The organism is Amycolatopsis plumensis, from assembly GCF_042652605.1.
In the GTDB taxonomy this organism is placed as follows: Bacteria; Actinomycetota; Actinomycetes; order Mycobacteriales; family Pseudonocardiaceae; genus Amycolatopsis; species Amycolatopsis plumensis.
Map to the genome: position 1 here is coordinate 4,055,145 of NZ_JBHSJY010000001.1, position 25,928 is coordinate 4,081,072.

General features: G+C 71.2%; 18 protein-coding genes. 9 read left to right on the plus strand and 9 right to left on the minus strand.

The window, feature by feature from the left end; all coding sequences use genetic code 11:
* Positions 1–14: 14 nt before the first annotated feature.
* The 6 genes from ACFPLC_RS19715 to ACFPLC_RS19740 form a co-directional block, all read right to left on the minus strand.
* Positions 15–1,058 (minus strand): chitinase, encoded by a 1,044-nt coding sequence (locus tag ACFPLC_RS19715; RefSeq protein WP_378195135.1) that lies wholly within the window; start codon positions 1,056–1,058, stop codon positions 15–17.
* 137 nt (positions 1,059–1,195) lie between these two features.
* Entirely contained in the window at positions 1,196–2,800 is a 1,605-nt protein-coding gene (locus ACFPLC_RS19720) for a M28 family peptidase (RefSeq protein ID WP_378195137.1), read from the minus strand.
* Positions 2,801–2,922: 122 nt separating this feature from the next.
* A complete protein-coding gene (locus ACFPLC_RS19725) occupies positions 2,923–5,187 on the minus strand; it encodes a M4 family metallopeptidase (RefSeq protein ID WP_378195140.1) in 2,265 nt (754 codons plus the stop codon).
* Positions 5,188–5,495: 308 nt separating this feature from the next.
* Positions 5,496–6,761: a helix-turn-helix domain-containing protein gene (locus ACFPLC_RS19730; protein WP_378195143.1), complete on the minus strand. Its 1,266-nt coding sequence runs from the start codon at positions 6,759–6,761 to the stop codon at positions 5,496–5,498.
* A gap of 71 nt (positions 6,762–6,832) precedes the next feature.
* Positions 6,833–8,851, minus strand: a complete 2,019-nt coding sequence (locus ACFPLC_RS19735) for a M4 family metallopeptidase (RefSeq protein WP_378195146.1) — start codon at positions 8,849–8,851, stop codon at positions 6,833–6,835.
* A 305-nt stretch (positions 8,852–9,156) separates the two neighbouring features.
* The gene (locus ACFPLC_RS19740; RefSeq protein ID WP_378195149.1) at positions 9,157–10,440 is read right to left on the minus strand and encodes a helix-turn-helix domain-containing protein; all 1,284 of its coding nucleotides are present in this window, start codon (positions 10,438–10,440) and stop codon (positions 9,157–9,159) included.
* A gap of 120 nt (positions 10,441–10,560) precedes the next feature.
* On the opposite strand from ACFPLC_RS19740, the gene ACFPLC_RS19745 reads away from it, so the two are divergent.
* The 8 genes from ACFPLC_RS19745 to ACFPLC_RS19780 all read left to right on the plus strand — a co-directional run bounded on the left by ACFPLC_RS19745 (position 10,561) and on the right by ACFPLC_RS19780 (position 21,136).
* A complete protein-coding gene (locus ACFPLC_RS19745; RefSeq protein ID WP_378195152.1) occupies positions 10,561–12,396 on the plus strand; it encodes a glycoside hydrolase family 9 protein in 1,836 nt (611 codons plus the stop codon).
* A 9-nt stretch (positions 12,397–12,405) separates the two neighbouring features.
* A complete protein-coding gene (locus tag ACFPLC_RS19750; RefSeq protein ID WP_191314151.1) occupies positions 12,406–13,191 on the plus strand; it encodes an LOG family protein in 786 nt (261 codons plus the stop codon).
* On the plus strand, positions 13,191–13,775 hold the full coding sequence (locus ACFPLC_RS19755) for an LOG family protein (protein WP_191314150.1): 585 nt from the start codon (positions 13,191–13,193) through the stop codon (positions 13,773–13,775). The genes ACFPLC_RS19750 and ACFPLC_RS19755 overlap by 1 nt, the downstream gene beginning before the upstream one ends.
* A gap of 554 nt (positions 13,776–14,329) precedes the next feature.
* The gene (locus ACFPLC_RS19760; protein ID WP_378195156.1) at positions 14,330–15,964 is read left to right on the plus strand and encodes a glycosyltransferase family 4 protein; all 1,635 of its coding nucleotides are present in this window, start codon (positions 14,330–14,332) and stop codon (positions 15,962–15,964) included.
* Entirely contained in the window at positions 15,952–16,860 is a 909-nt protein-coding gene (locus ACFPLC_RS19765) for a glycosyltransferase family 2 protein (RefSeq protein WP_378195159.1), read from the plus strand. Before ACFPLC_RS19760 ends, ACFPLC_RS19765 begins: the two co-directional genes overlap by 13 nt.
* A gap of 64 nt (positions 16,861–16,924) precedes the next feature.
* Entirely contained in the window at positions 16,925–18,859 is a 1,935-nt protein-coding gene (locus ACFPLC_RS19770) for a hypothetical protein (protein WP_378195162.1), read from the plus strand.
* Positions 18,860–18,902: 43 nt separating this feature from the next.
* Positions 18,903–20,231 carry an acyltransferase family protein gene (locus tag ACFPLC_RS19775; RefSeq protein WP_378195165.1) on the plus strand — a complete coding sequence of 443 codons (1,329 nt, stop codon included), beginning with the start codon at positions 18,903–18,905 and terminating at the stop codon, positions 20,229–20,231.
* 41 nt (positions 20,232–20,272) lie between these two features.
* On the plus strand, positions 20,273–21,136 hold the full coding sequence (locus ACFPLC_RS19780) for a class I SAM-dependent methyltransferase (protein WP_378195168.1): 864 nt from the start codon (positions 20,273–20,275) through the stop codon (positions 21,134–21,136).
* A gap of 1 nt (position 21,137) precedes the next feature.
* Here the strand turns inward: ACFPLC_RS19780 and ACFPLC_RS19785 are convergent, their stop codons facing one another.
* Positions 21,138–21,812 carry a lysophospholipid acyltransferase family protein gene (locus ACFPLC_RS19785; protein WP_378195171.1) on the minus strand — a complete coding sequence of 225 codons (675 nt, stop codon included), beginning with the start codon at positions 21,810–21,812 and terminating at the stop codon, positions 21,138–21,140.
* Between the two features lie 51 nt (positions 21,813–21,863).
* Between ACFPLC_RS19785 and ACFPLC_RS19790 the strand changes: the two genes are divergently transcribed.
* Positions 21,864–22,766, plus strand: coding sequence for a glucosyl-3-phosphoglycerate synthase (locus ACFPLC_RS19790; protein ID WP_378195174.1), 903 nt, complete (start codon positions 21,864–21,866; stop codon positions 22,764–22,766).
* Here the strand turns inward: ACFPLC_RS19790 and cydC are convergent.
* Both cydC and cydD read right to left on the minus strand, forming a co-directional pair.
* Positions 22,702–24,294, minus strand: a complete 1,593-nt coding sequence (gene cydC / locus ACFPLC_RS19795; RefSeq protein ID WP_378195470.1) for a thiol reductant ABC exporter subunit CydC — start codon at positions 24,292–24,294, stop codon at positions 22,702–22,704. The genes ACFPLC_RS19790 and cydC overlap by 65 nt on opposite strands.
* A gap of 62 nt (positions 24,295–24,356) precedes the next feature.
* Positions 24,357–25,922 (minus strand): thiol reductant ABC exporter subunit CydD, encoded by a 1,566-nt coding sequence (cydD, locus tag ACFPLC_RS19800; RefSeq protein ID WP_378195177.1) that lies wholly within the window; start codon positions 25,920–25,922, stop codon positions 24,357–24,359.
* Between the last annotated feature and the right edge of the window lie 6 nt (positions 25,923–25,928).

The following is a 25,928-nucleotide window of genomic DNA, read 5'->3' on the forward strand; positions in this document are numbered from 1 at the left end:
CACTCACGAGGGTGTCAGCGGCCCTGGAGGGACTTGACGTTGTCGCCGAACGTCCAGCCCTTCGAGCCGTCCCAGTTGATCGACCAGTCCATCAGGCCCTTCAGGCCCGGAACCGACCGCCACGCCTGGGAAACCAGGCTCGGCGACAGGTACCCGCCGCCCGCGCCCGGCTGGGCGGGCAGGCCCGGGACCTGCTTGTCGTAGGGCACCCGGATCGTCGTGCCCTGCACGACCAGGCCGTTGTTCAGGCACTGCGTCTGCACGGTGAAGCCCTGCACGGTCCCGGCCTGGTACGAATCGCCGGAGCAGCCGTACATGGAGCCGTTGTAGTACTGCATGTTCAGCCACCACAGCCGGCCGTTGTCCGCGTACTTCTTGATGATCGGCAGGTACGCACCCCAGATCGAGCCGTAGGTGATGCTGCCGCCGGTCACGTACGCGGTCTCCGGCGCCATCGTCAGCCCGAAGCCCGCCGGCATCTGGGCGAGCACGCCGTCGATGATCCGGATCAGGTTGGACTGCGACGCCGAGAGCGTCTTGATGTTCCCGCTGCCGGTCAGCCCGGTCTCGATGTCGATGTCGATCCCGTCGAAGTTGTACTGCTTCAGGATCGGCACGACCGTGGCGACGAACCGGTCGGCCACCGCCGAGGACGACAGGTCGATCCCGGCGGCCGCGCCGCCGATGGACAGCAGGATCGTCGCGCCCGCGGCCTTGGCGGCACACATCTCGGCGGGCGTCGACACCTTGACCCCGGCGTCCATCCCGTTCTCCCACAGCACGGTGCCGTCGGAGCGGATCACCGGGAAGGCGGCGTTGATGACGTTGTAGCCGTGCTGGGCCATCCGGCTGTCGGTGATCGGGATCCAGCCCATGCCGGGGTGGACGCCGTTCGCGGCGCCGTCCCAGTTTTCCCAGTACCCCTGCAGGACCTTGCCCGCGGGGCGTGGTTTCACCGCGCACGTGTCGGCCTGCACCGCCCCCTGCGCGGGGGCCGACACGAACAGCGGGACGGCCAATACCGTGGCCAGCAGGGTGGCGAAGAAGCGACCGGACATCCCGGCTCCCATCGTCATTGAAGGGTGGACGCGGCGTGTCCGCCCAACATAAGCGCCGCGGGGAACCGGTGACTACCTACGAACGGGTGGTCTAGACAACTCGGGGGCGCCCGCGAAGGACGCCCCCGAGCGGCCGGTCAGACGGTCAGCGTCCAGGAGGACAGGTAACCGGTGTCCGCAGGGCCGACGTCCCGCAGCCGCAGCTGCCAGGCGCCGTTCGCGGCTTCCGAAGAGGCGTTGACGGTGTAGGTCGTGTCGAGGTTCGGCGTCGAGTCGCTGCTGGAGTTCTTCAGCCGGTACGCCGTGCCGTCCGGGGCGACGAGGTCGATGACCAGGTCACCGCGGTAGGTGTGGGTGATGTGCACCTCGACCTTCGTGGTGCCGGACGCGTTGCGCGCGCAGCCCGCCACGTTCGCGGTGCTGTTCACCGCCGCACCCGGGTAGTCCGGGATGTCGAGCCGCGTCGAGTTGGTCACCGGCGCGCACGACGAGCTGCCGACGCCGAGGGAGAACGTCGCCGTGTGGTCGGCGTTCGCGCCGTCCGCGGTCACCGTGATGGGGAAGGTGCCGGTCGGGGTCGACGCGGACGTCGTGATGGTCAGCGTCGAGCTGCCGCCGGACTGGACGGTGGCCGGGCTGAAGGACGCCGTGGCGCCCGCGGGCAGGCCGGAAGCGGACAGCGCGATCGACTGCGCCGAGCCGGACGTCGTCGCGGTGTTCACGGCCACCTGCAGCGACTGTCCTGGTTGGACCGTGCCGGAAGTGGGGTTCAGCGAGACGGAGAAGTCGTTGCCCTGCGTCGGGGCGACGGCCAGCTTCCACAGCGCGTACGCGATGGCGTCGCTGTTCTTCTCCAGCGGCGGGTCCGGGATGTTGGATGTCGTGTCGCAGGCGCGGTGGTAGCAGTTGTCGAACGGCGAACCCGCCGTGCCGCCCCACTTCTGCGCCTGTGCCGAGCTCTTGATGTCGCCTGCCCCGGTGGCCAGGCCGCCGACCGGGATGCCCGCGCTCTTGAAGGACGCGTGGTCGGATCGGCCGTCGCCTTCGCTGTCGCCCTCGGTCTGGATGCCGATCGAGGCGAAGTACTCGTCGAAGATCGCCTTGATCGAAGCGACGTCGTCGTAGACGAAGTAGCCCCAGTTCTTCGAGCCGATCATGTCGAAGTTGAGGTAGGTCTTGATCTTCGTGCGCTCGCTGCTCGGCAGGTTGTTGACGTAGTACTTCGAGCCGACCAGGCCGGACTCCTCGTCGGCCCACCAGCCGAACCGGACGCGCTTGGCCATTGCCGGGTTCGTGCGGGCCAGCGTCAGCGCGACCTCGAGGATCGACGCGCTGCCCGAGCCGTTGTCGTTGATGCCGGGGCCGGCGCTCACGCTGTCGAGGTGTGCGCCGAGCATGATGACCTGGCTCGCGTCGCCCTGCGGCCACTCGGCGATCAGGTTCTGCGACTGCCCGAGGCAGCTGGTGCAGGTCTGCCGGGTGGTCGTGTAGCCGGCGTTCTTCAGCAGGTTTTCCACATAGGACACCGAGGCCGCGTACCCGCCGCCGCGGGCCGATCGGGTGCCGCCGTTGTTGTTGGCGATGGCCTGCAGCTGGTTGAGGTGGCCCTTGATGTTGGCCAGCGAGATGTCCGGCGCGGCGAGCGCCGCGGCGGGCGCGGCGGTGGCCGCTGGCGCCGATACGACGCCCAGCACGGCGGCGAGGGCGGTGACCCCGGCGCCGAGTCGTGTCTTCCACTTCATGGCGGTGAATTCCTTCGGTGGGGGTTGGGGAGAACGCCGAAGGCGTCACTTTCCTAGGGAAAGTGACGCTTCTGCGGCCCGAGAGCGGCACTTTCCCTACGAAAGTGCCGCTCTCGGGGGTGTTAGACGGTCAGCGTCCAGGAGGACAGGTAACCGGTGTCGGCGGGGCCGACGTCTCGGATGCGGAGCTGCCACGCGCCGTTCGCGGCCTCGGAGGAGGCGTTGACGGTGTAGGTGGTGTCGATGTTCGGGGTGGCGTCGCTGCTGGAGTTCTTCAGCCGGTACGCCGTGCCGTCCGGGGCGACGAGGTCGAGGACCAGGTCACCGCGGTACGTGTGGACGATGTGCACCTCGACCTTGGTGGTACCCGACGCGTTGCGGGCACAGCCGCTGACGGTGTTGGTGCTGTTGACCGCGCTCGCCGGGTAGTCCGGGATGTCCAAGCGGGTCGAGTTGGTCACCGCGGCGCACGACCCGGTGGTGCCGACGGACAGCGTGTACGTCGCGGTGTGGTCGGTGCTGGCGCCGTCGGCGGTGATGGTGACGGGGTAACTGCCGGTCGGGGTCGACGCCAGAGTCGCGATGGTCAGCGTCGAAGAGCCACCGGACTGAATCGTGGCCGGGTTGAACGTCGCGGTCGCGCCGGCCGGCAGGCCCGAGGCGGACAGCGTGATCGACTGCGCCGCGCCCGAGGTGATCGCGGTGCTGATCGTGGTGGTCGCCGAGGCACCCGGCTGCACCGAACCCGAAGCCGGGTTCAGCGCGACCGAGAAGTCCGGCCCGCCGCCGCTGCACGAGGTGGGCTCACCGCTGACGGTGGTGACGGAGACGGCGTCCCACGCGGCCTTGGTGGCGTTGTACTCGGTGCAGCTGCCCGGGAAGAGCGCGATCGCGGCTTCGAGGGTCGCCTTGCGGGCGGCCTTGTGGTTCCACGACGAGGTCTTCTTCAGCAGGCCGTTGTAGAAGATCTTGCCGGCCTTCTGGATGCCGACGCCGGTGACCGACGAGTTGTTGCAGGTCGGGCTGGACGGCTTGCCGCCACCCGGGTTCGAGCCCTCGGCCAGCAGGTAGAACCAGTGGTTCTGCGGGCCGGCGGCCGCGTGCACCTCGGTGCTCGGGATCGACGACGAGTAGCAGTTCGGGTCGCCCACCTTGGACGGCTGGTACATGTAGCGGATCGGGCCCTGGCCGACGAGGTTGACGCCCTCGCCGACCTCGTAGTCCGGGGTGTCCTTGGCGTTGTTCGCGTACGCCTCGGTCAGCGCGCCGAAGATGTCACCGGTCGACTCGTTCATGCCGCCGTTCTCGTTGCCGAAACCGGCGCCGCCCGGGGTGAACTGGAAGATGCCGTGGCCGAACTCGTGGCCGACGACGTCCATCGACGTGGCCTGGCGCTGGTTGTCCTGCGAGTGGCCGAAGTGCGTCGAGGAGCCGTTCCAGTACGCGTTGACGTCGTTGAGGCCGACGGACGCCGGGTAGCCGGTGCCGCTGCCGTTGATGCCGTTGCGGCCGAGCCAGTCGGCGAGCATCTTCCACTCGGTCTGGACGCTGTAGAGGACGTCGACGCAGCCGGTCTCGAGGTCGGTGCCGGAGCCGTTGCCCCAATTGTTGTCCGGTCCACTGTAGACGGATCCGCCCTCGCGGCCGCAGCTGATGCCGGTGCGGCCCGGGTCGCGCAGCGTGTAGGTGCTGCCGGACTGCGTCGTGTCGATGGACACGTTCCCGACGTAGTAGCTGTTGCCGGTGCCGGCCACGTTCACCGTCGCGGGCTGGGCCTGGGTGCGAGCGCCCGAGGCGAACGTCTTCACGTCGTCCCGCTTGTCGAGCACCGCGCCGGTCGCCGCGTCGACGAACACGTGCAGGTTGCTCGGCGCCGTGGCGGTGCGCCCGGCGACGACGACCTCGTAGGCCAGCTTCGGGCTCGCCCCGGCCAGCACCACCTTCTCCGGCGTGCTCACACTGTCCACAGTGGGCAGTTGAGCGCGTGCCGTGGCGGCCGCCTTGGCTGCGTCAACCAGCGCCTGGGTCCCGACCGTGATGGCGGCGGTTTCCGCGGCGCTGGTGCCGCGGACGCGCCCGGCACCGTCCGCGACGACGACCGCGTCCCCGCCCACGACCCGCAGGCCCTGGTAGGTGCGCTGGTAGGCGCCGTAGAAGAGGCCACCGCCCCCGGCGGTCAGGCCGATGCGCTGGAACGATTCGGCCGGGCCGCGGCGCAGGGCGTCGAGGCCGCTGGCGGCCGCCTGGTCGGCGGCGCGAGCGGCGGCCACCTCCGGAGCGGCGGGCTGGGCTGAAGGCGCTGCGCTCGCCGGGGTCACCGGTAACGCGAGCGTCATGGCGAGCCCGGCGGCGGCCGCCAAGCCCGTGCTGAACCCACGATGGGTCATCGAGGTCTTCCTTCCATGAAGGCAGAATCGAGGTCCGGTAAGGGAAAGGGGAGAGGTGTCCAGGCGGCTAACTGCAGGTATGCGTCCGGACGCATCCGAGTAAAGGATCAGCGGATCGGGGCGTCAATGCGCCGAACGGGCCAACGGTGCGTTCCGGATTATCGAATCAATTCGTACAAACCCCGCCGCAGCAGGGGATTCTCCCCGCGTTCCGTCCCGGAACGACTTTCGTAGGGATTGTCGGCGACACCATCCGAACGCCGGACGATCTCGATCATCGGGATTCGTTAGTACTGCTCAGAAAAGGGTTACCCGTCTTCCGCGCCCAGCGCGATCAGCCCGTTCCGCAGCACGTCCGCGGCCTCCGTCTTCTTCCCGGTCTCGCCGAGCAGCTCGCTCAACGGCCGCAGCGCGCGGACCAGGACTCCGCGCGCGCCGAGGCCGGTGGCGAGCTCGACGGCGGCCCGCAGGTCCTCGGCCGCGCGCCGGGCGTCGCCGCGGGCCCGGGCCAGCGAGCCCAGCTGCAGCCGCAGTTCCGCGGCCAGCGGCGTGCCCGCCACGACGGCCGGGCGGACCTGGTCGAGCAGCGCCGCCGCCGTCTCGAGCCGGCCCGCCGCGAGGTACTCCGCGGCGAGCTCGACGGTGATCGCCGGGACGTCGTCCGGCCACGCCGTCTCCCGCGCGGCGGCGAGGTCGGCCAGCGCGCCCTCGGCGTCGCCCGACCGGCCGCGGACCCGCGCCCTGGCCAGCAGGCAGTACGCCATCGCCGGGTGCAGCGCCCGTTCCTGCATCAGGTCGTAGGCCGCGGCGACCGACGCGGCCGCGTCGGCGAACCGGTCCGCGGCCAGGTGGCTGCGGCAGACCTCGACGTGGCTGCGGGTCAGCTCGGCGAGCACCGCCGGGGCGCCCCGGGTGAGCCGCAGCGCCGAATCCGCGTACTCGGCCGCCCGCTCCAGGTCGCCCTGGCGCAGGTGCCGCTCGGCCAGGCAGGCCCGCAGCGTCAGCAGCATCGACGGCTGCGGGTAGCCGTCGCGCAGCAGTTCGGCGTGGCAGGTTTCCAGCAGGTGTATCGAATACTGCACCTCGCCCCAGCCGGTCAGCACGGCCGCGCGCAGCGGCACGACCATCGCCCGCACCGGCGGCGGCTCGCTCGAGAGGGCCGTTTCGGCGTCCGCGACGTACTTCGTGCGGATGTCGCCGGTCGAGTACCCGGCCAGCCACAGCAGCGCGATCCCGGCCTGCCGCGGCCGGTCGAGGCGCTCGGCGCGCCGCCGGATCCGCTGCATCCGCGGGGTCGCGCGGCGGGCGTCGCCGGCGAGGAACCGCTCCGCCGTTTCGATGAGCTCGAGGTCGAGCTCGATCAGCTCCCGCGGGGACCGGCCGCCGAGCAGTTCGTCGGGGTCGATGCCGAGCTGCTGGGCGAAGAACCGCAGCGCGTCCCCCGACGGCGTCCGCGCGCCGGTCTCGACCGACGACACGTACGCCGCGGAGTACTGCGGCCCGGCGAGTTCGCGCTGCGTCAGCCCGCGTTCGATGCGCAGCTCACGCAGGCGTTCGCCGACGCTCTCGCTCACACAGGCCGCCTTTCCACCGGTTCAGGGTAAGCCGCGCGGTGGCGGGGTCCGCCACCGCGCGGCACGGGTTTTCAGCAGGCGCCGCCGTCACTCCAGACGGCCCAGGAGCCGGGCGCGCCGGGCTCAGCGCCGGTGGAGTACCACAGCGAGGTCCACTTGTGACCGTTGTGGCCGACGACGTCGTTGGGCACGTACGCCTTGGCGGAGTCCCACTCGGCGAGCCCGTCACAGCCGGTCGGCGGGGTGCCGGTGCCGACGGTGAGCGAGAACTGCGCGGTGTGGTCGGCGTCGGTGCCGTCGCCGGTGACCGTCACCTGGCTGGTGCCCTCCGGCGTGGTCGCCGACGTGGTGATGGTCAGCGTCGCGGTGCCGCCGGACTGGACGCTCGCCGGGCTGAAGGTCGCCTTCGCGCCTTCCGGCAGGCCGGTGGCCTGCAGCTGCACGGTCTGGGCGTTGCCGGAGGTGATCCGGGTGGTCACCGTGGTGGTCGCCGTCTGTCCGGGCTGGACGGACGCCGACGTCGGCGACAGCGTCAGCGAGTAGTCGTTGCCGGCCGGCGGCTGGCCGGTGCACGTCGGCTCACCGCTGACCGCGGGCACGCTCACCGCGTCCCACGCGGCCTTGGTGGCGGCGAATTCGGTGCAGCTGCCCGGGAACAGCGCGACCGCGGCTTCCAGCGTGGCCTTGCGGGCCGCGCGGTGGTTCCACGACGACGTCTTCTTCAGCAGGCCGTTGTAGAAGATCTTGCCGGCCTTCTGGATGCCGACGCCGGTGACACTCGAGTTGTTGCACGTCGGGCTGCCCGCACTGCCCTGGGACAGCAGGTAGAACCAGTGGTTCTGCGGACCCGCGGCGGCGTGCACCTCGGTGCTCGGGATCGAACTCGAGTAGCAGTTCGGGTCGCCGACCTTCGACGGGTTGTCCATGTAGCGGATCGGGCCGTTGCCGACGAGGTTGACGCCTTCGCCGACGATGAAGTCCGGGGTGTCCTTCGGGTTGTTGGCGTAGAACTCGGTCAGCGCGCCGAAGATGTCACCGGTGGACTCGTTGAGCCCGCCGTTCTCGTTGCCCGACCCCGCGCCGCCCGGCGTGGTCTGGAAGATCGCGTGGCCGAACTCGTGGCCCACGACGTCCATCGGCGTCGCCTGGCGGCGGTTGTCCTGAGAGTGCCCGAAGTGCGTCGAGGAGCCGTCCCAGTAGGCGTTGACGTCGTTGAGGCCGACACTGGCGCGGAACCCGCCGCCTGCCCCGTCGATGCCGTTGCGGCCGAGCCAGTCGTTGAGCATCTTCCACTCGGTCTGGACGCTGTAGAGGACGTCGACGCAGCCGGTCTCGAGGTCGGTGCCCGAGCCGTTGCCCCAGGTGTTGCTGCTCTTCGTGAAGATCGAGCCGCCTTCGCGGCCGCAGGCGATGCCGCGGCGGCCCGGGTCGGTCATCGAGTAGGAGCTGCCGGAGCCGGAGGTGTCGATCGAGACGGTGCCGGCGTAGTAGGAGTTGCCGGTGCCGGCCTCGCGGACGTCGTCCCGCTTGTCGAGGACCTTCCCGGTCGCGCTGTCGACGAAGACGTGCAGCCGGGTGGGCTTGCCGTTCGTGCGGCCGCTGACGACCACCTCGTAGGCGAGCTTCGGGGCGTCCCCGGCCAGCACGACCAGCTTCGGTGTCCCGGTGCTGTCCACTGTGGAGACTTCGGACCTGGCGATCTTCGTGGCCTGGTCGGCCTTCAGGGCGGCCTGCGTGCCGACGGTGATCGGCGCGGTGGGCGCGGCTTCGGTGCCGCGGACGTGCCCGGCGCCGTCGGCGACGACCACCGCGTCGCCGCCGATGACCGGCAGGCCCTGGTAGGTGCGCTGGTAGGAGGCGTAGTAGAGCCCGCCGCCACCCGGGGTGACTCCGGTGCGGACGAAGGCCTCCCCCGCGCCCTTCGCGAGCCGATCGACGCCGCTGAGGGCGGCCTGGTCGGCGGCGCGGGCGGCGAGCGCCTCGGGCGGGGTGGCGGCGGGAGGTGCGGAAGCGGCGGCGGCCGGGATCGCCGGCACCGCGAAGGTGAGGGCCAGGCCGGCGATCGCCGCCAGCCCACGTGGGGATCTCATGGGGAACCTTTCCGGGGACCGGGGAGGAGTGTGCCCGGGTGAATAACTGCTGTTATTGCGCCGGACGCGTCCGAGTAAAGGTTCCGCCCGCTGGCGGGTCAATGGGCCGAACGGAGCAGCGCCCCTCGCCAGCGATCGCCCGTTCCTTGGCAAATCCGCAGGTCGGGCTGCGGTGCTGGACTGGTCTGAACCAATTCACAGACTTTCGTAGGAAAGTTTGCTTTGGTTCGGACCACCAAGCCCACTGGTCCGTACTCGAAGGGTCGGCTTGTGTACACCGACCCTCTGAGTACGGGGCGACGCGGTCAGGTGTCGGTGGCGGCGGAGTCGAGGCCGCGGCGGTAGGCCTCGATGGCCTCGTCGAGATGACCACGTTGTCGGAGCGTGTCGCCGAGCCGCAGGGCCGTCGAAACCGCCGCGCCGTGCAGGGAGGCCGCCGTCTGGATCTCGAAGGCCTCGCGCAGCAGGCGGGTGGCCGCCTCGACGTCTCCCTGGGCCTCCGCGATCTGGCCGCGCAGCCCCGTTGCTTCGCCGAGGGCCTCCACATCGCGCGCCAGCAACGGCCACACCGACGAAACGAGCGCCGCCGCTTCCGAGGGCGCGCCCTGGCGGAGGCGGACCTCGGCCAGCTCGAGCGTCGCCCCGGCGACGCCCTCGTCCGCGCCGATCGCCGCCAGCTGGTCGCGGGCCACCGTCAGCTCCGCGCGGGCCTCGTCGAGACGGCCCAGGTGACGCAGCAGGTAGCCGCGGGCCCAGCGGCAGCGGGCCGCGTCGCGGTCGAACCCGACCGACGCGAACAGCCGGCACGCTTCGGTCAGGTCCTCGTCCGCCCGGTCCGCGCGGCCGGTCGCCTGCCACACCTGCGACGCCTGCCGGTGGAACCGCGCGACGAAGTCCGGCCGGGTCGCCGCCCGCGCCAGCCGCCGCCCGTCCTCGGCCGCGCGGCGGGCCCGGTGCAGGCCGCCCATCTCCATCAAGGGGTGGATCAACGCCGTGAGCAGGCACAACTCGGCGTCCGGGTCCGACGGCCGGGCCGCCAGCTCGGCCTCGATCCGCGCGATCGCCGGGCCGGGGTCGCCGCTCTGGAACCGGCACCCCGCCCACCGGTGCACGATCATCGCCCGCAGCCACGGCGGTGCCGCGCCGGCCAGCTCGTCCGCGTGCTCCAGCGCCTGCTGCGCCCCTGAGACGTCGAAGAGCTGCCACTTCACCTCGGCCCGGCAGAAGCGCGCGTAGCACTCGACGTCGTCGAGGTGGTAGCCCGCGGCCCGCTTGCCCACGGCGGCGAACCGCTCCTCCGCGGCCGCGATCCGGCCCTGCTCCAGATCGCGGTAGCCCTCGTCCAGCGCCGCGCGCAGCTCCTCGGCGACACCGGGCGGGCGGCCGAACCGCAGCTCGTCGACGGTCAGCCCGAGCCGCCCGGCCAGGTAGGCCAGCATTTCCTCGGACGGCGGGCGGCTGCCGGTCTCGACCTTCGCCAGGAAGCCCCGGTCGTAGCCCGGCTCGGCCAGCTCGCGCTGGGTCCAGCCGCGGCCGGTGCGCAGCCGCCGGATCCGCGCTCCGAGCGGTTCGGCGGGGGCGCTGGTCATCTCCCCACGGTAGGTCATCGGGGCGGCCGCCGCGGAAACGGACATATTGACGCCTCCGGCGGCACCGGGATAGCGTTCTCCCCTAGATAGGAAACTTTCCTAACAAAGTGGAGGCCGATCATGCGCCTGCTTCCCCTCGCGACGGCGGCCGCGCTTGCCGTGCCCCTCGCCGCCGCCCCGGCCGAGGCCGCGACCGCCCCGGCGGAGGTGCGGGTCGACCAAGTCGGCTACGCGCTGGGTGAGGCGAAGCACGCGTACCTGCTGGGCGGCGCGGCGGGGAAGTTCGCCGTCGTCGACGAACGCGGCCGCACCGTCCGCGAAGGCCGCACCGGCGCGAGCCTCGGCGCCTGGAACGCCCGCTACCCGGCGGTGTTCGACCTGGATCTGTCCGTTGTGGACAGACCGGGCGTCTACCGGGTCAAGGCGGCGGGCGCGACGTCGCCACCCTTCCGGATCGACACCGCGCGCCGCCTGTTCCGCCCGCTCGTCCGCGCCACCACCGAGTTCTTCCAAGCCCAGCGCGACGGCCACGACGTCGTCCCCGGCCGGCTCGGCCGCAAGCCGTCCCACCTGGCCGACCGGACGGCGACCGTCTACGCGGAGCCGAAGTTCGAGGGCGAAGGCGGCGACGAGATCGTCGAACCCCTGAAGCCGCAGGGCGGTCCGGTCGACGTCGAAGGCGGCTGGGTCGACGCCGGCGACTTCGTCAAGTTCACGTCCAACACCGCGTATTCGCTCGCCGAGCTGGGTTTCGTGCTGCGCGAGGACCCGGATGCGGTGCTGGCGAAGGAAGTCCGCTTCGGTCTCGACTGGCTCGATAAGGTCTGGGACGGCCGGACCGGGACGCTCTACGCCCAGGTCGGCATCGGCACGGGCAGCGAGGAGTTCGGCTTCCTCGGCGACCACGACGTCTGGCGCACCCCGCAGGACGACGACGCGCTCGACGTCAAGCCGGGCGATCCGGCCTACTTCGTCAAGTACCGCCCGGTGTTCCCCGCGGCCCCGGCGGGCGCGCCGCTGTCGCCGAACCTGGCCGGCCGCGTCGCCGCGGCGTTCGCGCTGGGCGCGCAGGTGCACGCCCACCGCGACCCGCGGCTCGCCCGCCACTACCTGGCCGAGGCCGCGGCCGTCTTCGCGCAGGCCAAGACGACCGGCGTCGGCGAACTCGTCACCGCGTTCCCGCACGCCTATTACCCGGAATTCTCGTGGGAGGACGACCTGGAGCTGGGCGCGACCCAGCTCGCCTTGGCCGCGCGGGCGCTCCACGACCCCCGCGCCGACGGCTGGGCCCGCGACGCGGCCAAGTGGGCGAAGGCCTACATCGGCAGCGGCGACACGAGCACGCTGAACCTCTACGACACCAGCGCGCTCGCCCACGCCGACCTGGCCGGCCTCCTCCGCACCGGCGTCCCGGGCGCGGCGCTCGGCGTCCGGGACCTCGCCGCCGACCTGCGCCGCCAGCTGGACTCCGGCGTCGCCGCGGCGAAGACGAGTCCATTCCGGACCGCCGTGGACATCACCGGCTTCGACGCGGCCAGCAAGAGCTTCGGCTTCGCCGCGACCGCCCGGCTCTACCAGCGCGTCACCGGTGACCGGCGGTACGCCGCCTTCGGCGCGCAGCAACGGAACTTCACCCTCGGCGCCAACGCCTGGGGCGTCTCGCTCGTGGTCGGCGTCGGCACCACGTTCCCGCAGTGCCCGCACCACCAGGCCGCGAACCTCGCCGGACCTTCGAAAGTGCTGTATGGCGCGGTGGTGAACGGCCCCAACGGCGCGGGCAACTTCGCCGATCTGCCGTTCCCGGCCGGAGCCCAGGAGTGCACTCGTCCGTATGAATCCTTCGACGGGCAAGGAAGCCGCTACGCCGACGACTTGAGTTCATGGCCCAGTAACGAGCCCGCCATCGACTTCACCTCCACCGCGCTTCTCGCATTCTCGCTGGCGGCGAGGCCGTAGCATGGCGTAGTGAGTGAACAGTCTGAATGGCCGGACGGCCAGTACCCCGAACGCCCGGTGGAGCGGCACAAGGGCCCGGTCGTGCTGCGCCGCGACCGCCGCGAGCAGGGCAGCACCACCGACCAGCGGCTCCTGGACTCGCGCGGCCCGAGCGACTGGGTGCACACCGACCCGTGGCGCGTGCTGCGGATCCAGGCCGAGTTCGTCGAGGGCTTCGGCGCGCTCGCCGAGGTCCCGCGCGCGGTCACCGTGTTCGGCTCGGCCCGCACCAAGCGCGACAACCCGGAGTACGAGCTCGGCCGCAAGATCGGCGGGGCGCTGGCCAACGCCGGTTTCGCGGTGATGACCGGCGGTGGGCCCGGCGCGATGGAGGCGGTCAACCGCGGCGCGGCCGAGGCCGGCGGCTTCTCCGTCGGCCTCGGCATCGAGCTGCCATTCGAGCAGGGCCTGAACCCGTGGGTCGACCTCGGCGTCAACTTCCGCTACTTCTTCGCCCGCAAGACGATGTTCATCAAGTATTCGCAGGCCTTCATCTGCCTGCCCGGCGGCTTCGGCACGCTCGACGAGCTGTTCGAAGCGCTGACCCTGGTGCAGACGAAGAAGGTCACGAAGTTCCCGGTGGTGCTGTTCGGCAGCGACTACTGGGGCGGCCTCTACGACTGGATCAAGAACTCGGTGATGGCCGAGGGCAAGATCAGCCCGGGCGACCTGGACCTGCTGCACCTCACCGACGACATCGACGACGCCGTCCGCGTGGTCCAGGAGTCCTACAAGGCGTGGGAGGACACCCACTGATGCGCCGGATCTGTGTGTTCTGCGGCTCGTCGATGGGGTTTTCGCCCCGGTACGCGGAGCAGGCGGCGGCGCTCGGGAAGCTGCTGGCCCAGCGCGGCATCGGGTTGGTCTACGGCGGGGCGAGCGTCGGCACGATGGGCGTGGTCGCCGACGCCGCGCTGGCCGCGGGCGGCGAGGTGATCGGCGTGATCCCGGAGGCGCTCTCCAGCGTCGAGATCGCCCACGCCGGGCTGACCGAGCTGCACGTCGTCGCGGACATGCACGAGCGCAAGGCCAAGATGGCGGCCCTGTCCGACGGCTTCGTCGCGCTGCCGGGCGGCGCGGGCACCCTCGAAGAGCTGTTCGAGGTCTGGACCTGGGCCCAGCTCGGCCTGCACGGCAAGCCGATCGGCCTGGTCGACGTCGACGGGTACTACGCGCCCCTGATGACCTTCGCCGACCACATGGTCACCGAGGGCTTCCTCAAGGACGGCTACCGGCAGCTCCTGCTCACCGACGCCGACCCGGCCGCGCTGCTCGACCGGTTCGAGACGTACGAGCCGCCCGCGCCGCCGAAGTGGGCGAAGGAAGCGCCGGGGATCTGACCGCCGTGGCCGGGGTCACGGACCGGGGCCGGAACGTCGGTTCCGGTCCGGGGGACTGCGGTCGATGATTCGGCGAGGTTGCCGCCGTGTTTCAGTAACGCTGTTGTGCAATTCGTGCACGGCAAATCCGCGTGAGTTGTCCGGCGGCAACAAAGTTTCCGCGACTCCGGCCGGGCCGGGAGCCGCGGCGAGTCGGCCGTCAGTGTGTCCGGTCCCGGCGCCCGGCCCCGCGAGCAGGCCGGTCACGGCGGCGGACGTCCAGGTCGGGGCCTCGGGGAGGGCGTGCTCCCGCGCCCGGAAACGGGCCGCGAGTCCATTCGGGTAGCATCCCTGGTGGTTTGGTGAGCCGAATCCTCCTGTCACCCTGTGCAACGGGAACCCGCGTGCAGATGGGTGACTTTTGACCCCTATAGTGTGGTTCTGCGTAGCGTCGTCGGGGGTCAGTTCGGCGCTTGCCCGAAGCCGGGGAACCGATTTCGACCAGCTTCGTGGAGCAGCAATGTTTCATGGTTGGTCAGAGCTTTCCGAAAGGGAAACAGACTGATGGGGCGGGCGTGAGTACCGATTTGCTGGCTGAGACGTTCGAAGTTGTCGACGACCGTGGCGTCGGTCTCGTCGGGGACGGTGCCCTCGACGAGCGCGAGCGTCGGCTGGTCATCGGCGCGGCCAACTACCACTCCCTGGTGCGGCGCGGCGCGACCCTGCGCCTGACCGTCGTCCGGGCGCTGCACCACGGCTACCCGTCGCTGACCGACGAGCGCTGCCTGCACATCGGCTGGACCCAGGACCGCGAGTCGGTCGGTTCGGTGGTCGTGCGCAGCCTGGTCGCTCCCGAACCCGGGGCGTCGGCTCCGGGCGGGTTCGTCGACCTGGTCATCGACGTCGGCGGCAAGCCGATCGTGCAGAACAGCTACCAGCAGCTCAACGGCCCGATCGGCAAGGCCAAGAAGCTGGTCCGGTCGCGGGTCCCGTTCCAGTACGACCACCTGCGCCAGCTGCGGACCGACGTCGTCGAGCGGCGCATGCGGTCCACGCAGCTGCCGCGGCGGCTGCCGGTCGCCGGCAACACGAACTACCACCGCGCGGCCACCACCGCCCGGCCCGCCATCCTGTTCGGCCTGCACTGGCTCGAGCTCGGCGGCGCGGAGCGCTGGGCGCTGGACTGCATCCAGCTGGCCAAGGAAGCCGGGTTCGTCCCGATCGTCGTCACCGATCGCGACTCGGCCCACCCGTGGATCACCCGGCCCGAGTTCGACGACACGGTGTTCATCCCGATCACCCACCCGATCAAGCTCGGCACCGATTCCGCGTTGTTCAACGGGCTGTTCTCCGCCTTCGACATCCGCGGCATCCACGTGCACCACAACACCTGGCTCTACGACCGGCTGTCCTGGGTGAAGTCGGTCTGGCCGGACGTCCCGGTGGTCGACTCGCAGCACGTCCTGGAGTGGCGGACCGGCGGTTTCGTCGACCACGCCGTCCAGGTGTCGGCGATGATCGACCAGCACCACGTGATCTCCCCGCAGCTGCGCGACTACCTCGTCCACCGGCAGAGCATCCCGGCGGACAAGGTCGTCCTCGCCACCCTCGCGAACGCCACCACCGCCGGGATCACCCCGGACACCGCCGCCGCCGAGGCGAAGTCCACGCCGTTCACGGTGACCTTCATCGGGCGCTTCCACCAGCAGAAGCGTCCGCACGTGTTCCTGAAGCTCGCCGCCGAGCTCAAGAAGTCGTCGCCGGCCCCGGTGCGGTTCATCATCCAGGGTGACGGCCCGCTCGCGGACGAGGTGCACGCCCTGCGCGGCCGGCTCGGCCTGACCGACGTGCTCGAGGTCCGCGCGGCGGACCACCCGGTCAAGGAGACACTGGCCGAGTCCGACGTCCTGGTCGTCACCTCGGAGAACGAGGGCCTGACCCTGACGACCTTCGAGGCGACCGCCGCCGGCGTCCCGGTGGTCTCGTCCGACGTGGGCTCGCAGGCCTCGGTGGTCCCCGAAGGACTGCTGTGCCCGCGGCACCCGTACGCTTTCGTGCGGCAGGCGGCCGAGAAGATCCGGACCATGATGTCTTCGCCGGACCAGCGCAAGCGCTGGTTCGAGGAGCAGGCCGCCAAGAACGAAGCCTTCGCCAAACTGCCCAAGGCCAGCGCCTGGGCCAAGGAGCTGTACCAAGGGTGGAAGCAGTGAACAAGGTCGCCGCGGTCGTCGTCACCTACAACCGCAAGGACAAGCTCCGTAAGGTGCTCGACCACATCCTGGCCCAGAGCCTGGCCCCCGAGTGGGTCGTGGTCGTCGACAACGCGTCCACCGACGGCACCGAAGAGGTGCTCGCGTCGTACCAGACCGACCCCCGGGTCACCGTGCTGCGCCTGTCCGAGAACACCGGCGGTGCCGGCGGCTTCTCGGCGGGCATGGCCAAGGGCTACGAGCTGGGTGCCGACTTCCTCTGGATCATGGACGACGACTGCTACGCGCAGCCGGACGCGCTCGAGGAGATGGTCAACGGCCTCGACAAGGCCGAACAGACCCTCGGCCACCAGATGCCCTTCGCCTGCTCGCTGGTGAAGTGGACCGACGGCGGCATCTGCGAGATGAACAACCCCGGCACGACCTGGGACTGGGGGCGGCTGATCTCGCTGGGCCAGCAGGCGGTGCTCGTCAACCACTGCTCGTTCGTGTCCGTGCTGATCCCGCGCTGGACGCTGACCCGCTTCGGGCTGCCGCTGACCGACTACTTCATCTGGTTCGACGACATGGAGTACACCCTGCGCGTGGCACAGGCCGCGCCCGGGCTCCAGGTGCTGACCAGCGTCGTCGTGCACGACCTCCCGGAGAACCGGGGCGTCAACTTCGGCATGATCAACCACCAGAACGTGTGGAAGTACGAGTACGGCGCCCGCAACGAGCTCTCGTACCGGCTGCACCACGAAAGCCCGTTCGCCGCCCTCGGGTTCGCCATGCGCGTGCTCCGGGGCATGGCGCAGGGGCACGTTTCCCGGTCCCTGCGGCTGCGCATCGTGAAGGCCATGGCGCGCGGGGTGAAGTTCGACCCGAAGCCGAAGTTCCCGCGCTCGGTGCTCTGACACCCGCTCCGATCCGCCACCGCGGCCGGTGCCGCGAGTCGTGCCGTCGTTCAGGAGAACCACGATGAAAGACCTGGTCAAGGACCCGACGCCGGTGACCGGCCAGGACGCCGAGCCGGCCGGTGCCGAACCGGCGGGCCCCACCGGGCCGCGCCGGCTCGGTGACCGGTTCCGCGCCTGGCGGCTCGTGGCCGAGGCCCCCTCGCGGGCGACGCTCCTGCTCAGCGGCCTGCTCACCATCCTCACCTGGCAGGTGCCGGCGTTCTCGCCCATCGAACCCAAGGGCGACTACGACTACGGCCTGCTGATCGCGATGGCCCGGCACTTCGGCCTGAGCTTCGGCGACCGGATCGCGACGACCTACGGGCCGCTGTACTTCCTGGCGATCCCGTCGACCACCGTCCGGGCCGAGGTGCTCGTCGGCTTCCTCTTCTGGTTCGTGTTCACCACCGGCTGCATCGCCGCCTGCTTCCAGGCGTTCCGCGGCCGGATCGGCACCGGGTGGGCCTGGGCCGCCTGCGTGGCGATCGCGGTGAGCTTCAGCATCGTGCCGCTGACCAGCGTCATCACCGCCACGCCCGGCTTCGTCGTGGTGCTGGCCGTCTGCCACGCCCTCGGCGTGCTGCCGAAGTGGGCGGAACGCTCGTTCCCGGTGGTCATGGGCCTGCTGGTGGCCGCCATGCTGCTGACCAAGTTCTCGGTCGGGCTGATGTGCGGCCCCATCGTGCTGGGCGCGGTGCTCGTCCGGCCCGGCAGGCGGCTGCGGGAGTTCGCCGAGTTCGCGGTCTCCGGCCTGGTCGGCCTGGTCCTGCTCTGGATCGTCGCGGGGCAGCCGCCGACGCAGGTGGTGCAGTACGTCGTCCGCGCGCTTTCGGTCGGCAGCGGGCACGCGCAGTCGATGGGCCTGGAACCGACGAACGCGGCGTGGGAGTACCTGGTCGCCGCCGCGGTGACGATCGTGCTGGCCGTCGCGCTGGCCCGGATCAAGATGGACGGCCCGCGCTGGCCGCTGTGGCTGGGCCTGCTGGCCGGGACCTGGCTGCTGTTCAAGCAGGGGTTCGTGCGGCACGACTCGCACTCCGCGCAGTACTTCGCCGTGCTGTTCGCGCTCGCCGTCCTGGTCGCCGTGCTGCGGCGCAGCGCGGTGCTGGCCGTGGTCGCGGGCATCTCGCTGCTGGCCCAGGCGGCCAGCTTCGGCGGCGGCCTGTGGGTGATCGACCCGGCGCGTTCCCTGCACACCTTCGCCGACGGCGCCACCGTCGTCGTCTCCGGCTCCCACCGGGACGCCGTCCAGGAGGAAGCGCGGGCGGAGCTGCGCAAGCGCACCGACATCCCGCAGCGCTTCCTGGCCCGGATCGGCACGCAGTCGGTCCGCTCCGAACCGTTCGACCAGGCCATCGAGTGGACCTACGGCCTGAACGCGGCCATCCCTCCGACGCTGCTGAACTACGGCGCCTACACCGAGCTGCTCGACAAGATGAACGAGTCGTGGATCGCCGACGACGCCGAGGCGCCCCGGTTCATCATCCGCGAGAACACCCGGACGACGCTCGACGGCCGGTTCGCGCTCTGGGACCCGCCCCGCACGGAGCTCGCCGAGACCTGCCGGTACAGCCTGGTCGACTCCACGGACCACTGGCAGCTGCTCGAGCGCGGCCCGAACCGGTGCGGTGCCGAGCGGGAGCTGTCCAGCACGCAGGTGGCCGCCGGGCAGTCCGTCCCGGTGCCCACGGCCGCCGACGGCGTGGTCGTCGCCCGGGTGTACCCGGAGCAGTCGCTGGCCGAGCGCGCCTGGGGATTCCTGTTCAAGCCGGACGAGCTGCACGCCAGCCTCGACGGCGAGGCGTTCCGGCTGCCCTGGACGCACAGTGACGCGCCGCTGATGGTCGCCGCGCCGCAGGAACCGTCGGTCGCGCTGGCCGGACGGCCGCTGCAAGCACGGACCCTGTCGATGAGCGCGCCGGGACGTGTGGTTTTCTCCGTGGTCAGCCGGCACTGACCCGGCCCCAGATCGAACACCGGAACGCGGAGGAAGTCCGACGATGGACGCAGAGAACGGCCGTGTGCTGACGGCGCCCCCGGCCGGGGCGCCGGCGGTGGCCGTCGCCGCCGACGGGGCCGCCACGCCGAAGACCGAGGCGAAACCGGCCAAGTCCGCCAAGCCGGGTGCGCACATCGGCCAGCTCACCGGCATCCGCGCGGTGGCCGCGCTGTGGGTGCTCGCCTTCCACTTCCGGCCGGAACTGCTGAAGTCGTTCGGCTTCCTGTACCCGCTGGTCCCGCTGTTCAACGTGGGTTACCTCGGGGTGGACCTGTTCTTCGTGCTCAGCGGGTTCATCCTGACCTTCACCCACCTCGACCGGATGGCCGAGGGCTGGGGACCGAAGAAGATGGCCGGGTTCCTCTGGCTGCGGCTGTCCCGGATCTGGCCGGTGCTGTTCTTCATGCTGCTCGTGTGGGGGGCCTACCACGCCTTCTCGCTGGAGGCGAACAACGACGGGCGGCTGCAGGCGGCGCTCGACCCGTCCCGCTTCCTCTCGCACGTGTTCCTGGTGCACGCCTGGAGCACCGCACACCACGACTGGAACCCGGTCGACTGGTCGCTGAGCGCCGAATGGCTGGCCTACCTGGCCTTCACCGTGCTCGTGGTGGTGCTGGCCCGGATGCTCGTCCACGTCAGCAGCCGCGCGCTGCTGGTGACCGCGGGGATCCTCGTGGTGCCGATGGTGGTGATCGGCATGGGGTTCCAGGACGGCAGCGACCTGCTGTGGAACGGCGACACGATCGTCGCGGGGATCGTCCCGTTGCGGGTGCTCACCGAGTTCTTCGCGGGCGCGGTGGTCGCCCTGCTGGTGATGCGGCACGGCGCAACCGTGAAGCTGCCGTGGTTCCTGAAGCCGTCCGCGATCCTGGTGGCGATCGTCGTGGTCGTCTACGCCGTGCAGCGGTGGGACCCGGCGCCGCGGTTCCGCTTCGACCAGGACTGGCGGATCAACGGCCACCTCATGTGGGGTTCGACCGAGACCGTGGTCGTGGTGCCGCTGTTCCTGCTGCTGATCGGCTCGCTGGCGGTGAGCCGCCGGGACCCGGCGACGAAGGTGCTGGCCAGCCGGGTGCTGGTGTGGGGCGGGAAGATCTCGTTCGCCCTGTATATGGTGCACTGGTTGTTCCTCGACCTGGCGCGCAAGGTGATTTCGACGAAGTTCGTCATCCCCGACGAGCTCTCCGGCTGGCAGAGCTGGCCGTACCGGCTTACCGTGCTCGTGGCGATCGGGCTGGCGGTGCTGAGTGCCCACCTGGTGTACCGGTTCGTCGAAGAGCCCTGCCGCCGGATCATGCGGACCCTGCTGCCCTCCTCGATGAGGGTGTGAGCGCAGGCCGCGGCCTGGACGTGAATCGGAAGGACATTGCCATGCGCGACCTCATCCGCCGGAGCCTGCGGGCCGACCGGCTTCGGCGTTCCCTGCGCGACAAGGTCGCGCGGGCGGTCGAAGAAGCGGTCGGCCGGCACTTCGCGGAGCAGTCCGCCAAGCTGGACGACCTGAGCCGGGAGGTCGCCGAGCTGCGGCGGCAGGTGCCCGCGGAAGCCGGCGTCCAGACCGAGCGGGTCGTCGAGCGGGTGATCGAGCACATCAGCCACGTCGAGCACCGCGTCCGCCGGGACCTGGAGTTCGCGGGGGAAGCCGAAGCCGCGTCCCGCAGTGCCGCGTTCGTCCGGGACCACATGAAGGCCGCCCGTCCGTTCCCCTCGCCGCACAGCACGCTGGAGTACGGCCTGTCGCTCGCCCCCGCGGGCGGCCTGGCGCTCGAGTTCGGCGTGTACTCGGGGACCACGCTGAAGATCATCGCCAACGCCCGCGGCGGCGAGTCGGTGTACGGCTTCGACTCGTTCGAGGGCCTGCCGGAGACCTGGCGCTCGGGTTACCCCGCCGGGACGTTCGACATGGACAGCCTGCCCGACGTGCCGGGCGCCGAACTGGTCGTCGGCTGGTTCGACGACGTGCTCCCCGGCTTCCTCGAGGAGCACCCCGGGCCGGTGGACCTGCTGCACGTGGACTGCGACCTGTACTCCTCGACGAAGACCGTCCTCGAACTCGTCGGCCCCCGCCTCCGGCCGGGGTCGATCGTGGTGTTCGACGAGTACTTCAACTACTCCGGCTGGCAGGAGCACGAGCACCGGGCGTGGCTGGAGTACGTCGAGCAGGCCGGGATCAAGTTCGAGTACCTGGCCTACACGGTCGACCACGAGCAGGTCGTCGTGAAGGTGCTCGGCTGACTCAGGCCGCGCCTTCGCTCGGCCGCTTGTGGTAGGTGTCGACGTACTCCTGGCCCGAGATGTCCAGGATCGCGTACATCACCTCGTCGGTGACCGACCGGCGGATGGCCGGCGCGTAGTCCTGGCCTTCGTAGCGCGAAAAGTCCAGCGGCTTGCCGAACGTGATGGCGATCTTCGCCAGACGCGGGATCTTCGCACCCTTCGGCTGGAGGTTTTCGGTGCCGGTCAACGCGACCGGCACCACCTTCGCGCCGGTCGCCAGCGCCAGCGCCGCGACACCGGTGTGGCCGCGGTGCAGGCGGCCGTCCAGGGAGCGGGTGCCCTCGGGGTAGATCGCGAAGACGCCGCCAGCGTCGAGCACCTTGCGGGCCGCCTCCAGGGCGGCGAGCCCGGCCTGGGCGTTGCCGCGCTCGACCGGGACGTACCCGAGGCCGCCGAGGAACGCGGCCAGCGCCTTGCCCTTGAGGCCCTTGCCGGCGAAGTACTCGGCCTTGCCGAGGAACTTGACCTGCCGCGGGGTCGCGAAGGTGATCACGCCGGTGTCGAGGGCGGCCCGGTGGTTGGCCGCCAGGAGCACCGGGCCGCTGAGCGGCACGTTCTCCACGCCGTGCACTTCGGGCCGGTACACCGCCCGGACGAGCGGGCCCAGCACGAACCGGACAAGCAGCGCGATCAAGTGATCCTCCTCCTCGGTGGCGACGCCCCCAGCATGGCACGATCGCTACTCGTGAGTTGGTTCGAGCGGCGTACGTGGCAGGAGCCCGGTTGGACGCCCGAAGACATCCTGGCCGCGAAGGGTGACCGGACGGTTTCGGTCGTGCTACCGGCCCTGGACGAAGAGCGGACCGTGGGTGAGGTCGTGGCCTCGGTCCGCCCGCTGGTCGGCTCGGTCGTCGACGAGCTGGTCGTCATGGACTCGGGTTCCACGGACGCGACCGCCGAAACCGCCTCGGCCGCGGGAGCGCGGGTCGTGCGGCGCGAAGACCTCCTGCCGGACCTGCCGCCGGTCCCCGGCAAGGGCGAGGTGCTCTGGCGGTCGCTGGCCGCGACCAGCGGCGACTTCGTCGTCTTCCTCGACTCCGACCTGGTCGACCCGGACCCGGCGTTCGTGCCGTCGCTGCTCGGTCCGCTGGTCACCGGAAGCGGCGTCCACCTGGTCAAGGGCTTCTACCGCCGCCCGCTGCGGCTGGAGAGCAGCGGCGGCGGGCGCGTCACCGAGCTGCTGGCGCGGCCGGTGCTCTCGGCGCTGCGTCCCGCCCTCGGCGGGCTGATCCAGCCCCTCGGCGGCGAGTACGCGGGCACGCGCGAGTTCCTCGAGTCGGTGCCGTTCGCCGCGGGCTACGGCGTCGAGATCGGGCTGGTGCTCGACGCCGAAGCGCGGTACGGCCTCGACGCGCTCGCCCAGGTCAACCTGGGCGTCCGCAAGCACCGGAACCGCTCGCTGCACCAGCTGGGCGCGATGTCCCGGCAGATCCTCGGCACGGCACTGGACCGCTGCGGTGTCCCGGCCGCGGACGCGCCGTTCACGCAGTTCGTGCAGGTGGACGAGGAGTGGCTGCCGGACGTCACGGACGTCCGCGTCGCCGATCGGCCGCCGATGCGGGAAGTGCTCGCCCGTCCTCGAGGGTGAGGACCTCGTCGAAGCCGTCGAGGTGTTCGGGGCGGTGGGTGACGAGGACCACGCTGCCGGTCGCCTGCGCGAGGACCCGGTTCAGGACGGCGTCGCCGTGCGCCGGGTCGAGCCCTTCGACGGGTTCGTCGAGCACGAGGACGTCCGGCGCGGCCAGGACGGCCCGGGCGAGGATCAGCCGCTGCCGCTGACCGCCGGACAGCGATTCGCCGTCCGGGCCGGTGTCGCGGTCGAGGTCCAGGTCGAGCCCGGCGGTCTCGCAGGCGTGTCCGAGTTCTTCTTCGGTCGCGTCCGGCTTGGCGAGCAGGAGGTTCTCGCGGACGGTCGTGTGGAAGACGTGGGCGTCGGCCTCGGCGCCCGAGATGACCGCCGGCAGGCCGGTGTACTCGCCGAGCGGGTGGCCGTCGAGGGTGACCCGGCCGTCGGTGGGGGACTGGCTGCCGAGCAGGAGGCGGAGGAGGGTGGTCTTCCCGGCGCCGCTGGGGCCGAGGATCCCGACGCGCTTGCCGGGCGACAGGTCGAGATCGACGTCCTTGAGGGCCGGTGGCCGCCCCGGATGGCGGACGCCGGCTTTCTCGAGCCGGAAATGGCCTTCCCCCGGGGTGCGGGTCCCGGCCGGGACGGCGGGTTCGCTCAACACGGCGCGCACCCGGGAGGCGGCGGCCCGGATCTCGGGCACCCGCCGCGCGGCCCCGATCAGCGGGAGCACGACCTCGAAGGTGCTCACGGTGCCCAGGGTGAGGGCGGCGGTCCACGGCACGGAGGCGTGGCAGAGCACCCCGACGGCGACGGCGGTGACCAGCTGGACGAGCACCCCGGCGGCGGTGAGCAGGGCGGTCTTGCCGGAGGCCGCCCGCTCGTTCCCGGCGATGTCGTCGACGACCCGGGTGGCGGCACGCCGGTGTTCGTCGAGCGCCCCGGCGGCGACGAGTTCCCGCCGCCCGGTGACGAGCTCGACGGCCCGTTCGGCGAGTTCGGCCCGCTGCGGGGCACTTTCCCGCGCGGCGGCCGTGGTGAGCCGGACGACCAGCCACGGAAGAAGGACCCCGGCCACGACCAGCCCGCCGCCGAGCACTCCGGCGGCGGGCGGCGACGCGGTGGCCGTGACGACGACGGCGAACGAGCCCACGATCCCGGCCACCCCCGCGGGCAGCAGCCACCGCAGGACGGCGTCCTGCAGCGCGTCCACATCGGACACGAGCCGGGTGACGAGATCGCCGCCGGAGTACCGGGTGCCGGGGACGAGGGCCTGGTAGACGCGAGTCCGCAGCTCGCCGAGCCACCGGAGGACGACGTCGTGCCCGGCAAGCCGTTCGGCGTACCGCAGACCACCGCGCAGCAGGGCGAGGGTCCGGACGGTAACAATGGCAAGGGTGAGCGCGGCGAGCGGCGGTCGTTCGGCGGCGCGGAGCAGCAACCAGGCGGCGGTGGCCATGAGCGCCAAGGCGGCGAGCTCGGCCGCGGCTCCGAGGAGGGCGGCGCGGAGGAGGCGGAAGAGATCCTTTGTGGACACGGCCCAGAGGCTCAAGGCGGCTCGTCGGGGCGTCATGAATGACTCTTTCCTGACATCAGACGCAATGAATGAGTCATTCATTGCACTATCGGCTCGACGCACTCGCGTACCCGGCCGCCGCGAAGCTCGATCACCCGGTCCGCCAGCGACACCATCGCCGGGCGGTGGGCCACCAGTACCGCCGTCCGTCCCGGCAGCAACCGCCGGGTGGCCGACAGCACCGCCTCCTCCGTCCGGGAGTCCAGCCGCGCCGTCGGCTCGTCCAGCAGCACCAGCCCCGCCGATGTCCGCGCCAGCGCCCGTGCCAACCCCACCCGCTGCCGCTGCCCGGCCGACAACACCTCGCCCAGCTCACCCACCGGCGTCTCGTACCCCGCCGGTAGCCCCGCGGCCACCGAATCGAGCGCCGCCGCCCGGGCCGCCGAACGAACGTCGGCCGCAGGGAGGCCGAGGCGGATGTTCGAGGCCAGTGATCCCCGGAACAACGTCGGCCGCTGCGGGACCCACGCCACCTCGGCCAGCCAGTCCGGCGAAGACAGCGAGCGCAGGTCCACGCCGTCCACCAGCACCCGCCCCGACGAAGGCAGCACGAACCCCAGCAGCACCGCCAGCACCGTGCTCTTCCCCGACCCGCTGGGCCCGATCAGCGTCACCCGCGCGCCGGACGGCACCGAAAAGTCCACATCGGACAATGCCGGAACCCCGTCGTACGCCACCGACACCCGCTCGAAGACCACCGAAGGCGCGCCCCGCCGCCGGGTGAGAACGGCCGACCGCGCACGAACGACCGGCACGGAGAGGGCCTCCCGCAACGCCGCCAGTCCCTCCGCCGCCGCGTGGAACTTCGCGCCCGCCGACCGCAGCGGCAGGTATGCCTCGGGCGTCAGCAACAGGATCAGCAACGCCGTTCGCGCGTCCAGCCCACCCGACAGCAACCTGAATCCGATCGGGACCGCGACCAGCGCGACGGACAGTGTCGCCACCAGTTCCAGCACCAGCGCCGAAAGGAACGCCACCCGCAGCGTCTTCATCGTCGCGTCGGCGTGGGCGGCGGCCATCGAACGCACCGTCGCCGCCTGGGCCGCCGCCCGGCCGAACACCTTCAACGTCCCGAGGCCGCGGACGACGTCCAGGAAGTGCCCGCCCAGCTTGGTCAGCAGCTCCCACTGGACCGCCGCCTTCGCCTGCTTCCCGACCAGGATCGCGAACACCGGGATCAGCGGCAGTGTGAGCGCCACGACGAGCGCGGACGCCAGGTCCGCCACGAACAGCCGCACGACCACCGCGGCCGGCACCACCACCGACACGACCAGCGACGGCAGGTACCCGGTCAGGTAGCTGTCCGTGGCGTCGACACCGCGCGTGACCTGCGTCGCGACCACCCCGGCGCGGTCCGAAGTGGACCCGAGCAGGCGAAGCCGCAGCGCACCCCGCACCGACGCCGCAAACCGTCCACTGAGGACGCCGTGACCGCAGGAAAGCCCCACCCGCGCCGCGATGGCCACGACCAGGGCCAAGGAAATCCCGCCACCGGTGAGCAGCGTGGCCAGCCCCTCGGCTTGGAGGAGCACCGAACCGGCGGTGAACACGCCGAGCAGGCTCAAGAAGAACAGATACCGCCGGAGTCCGGGCAGCGCAGGCACGGCGTC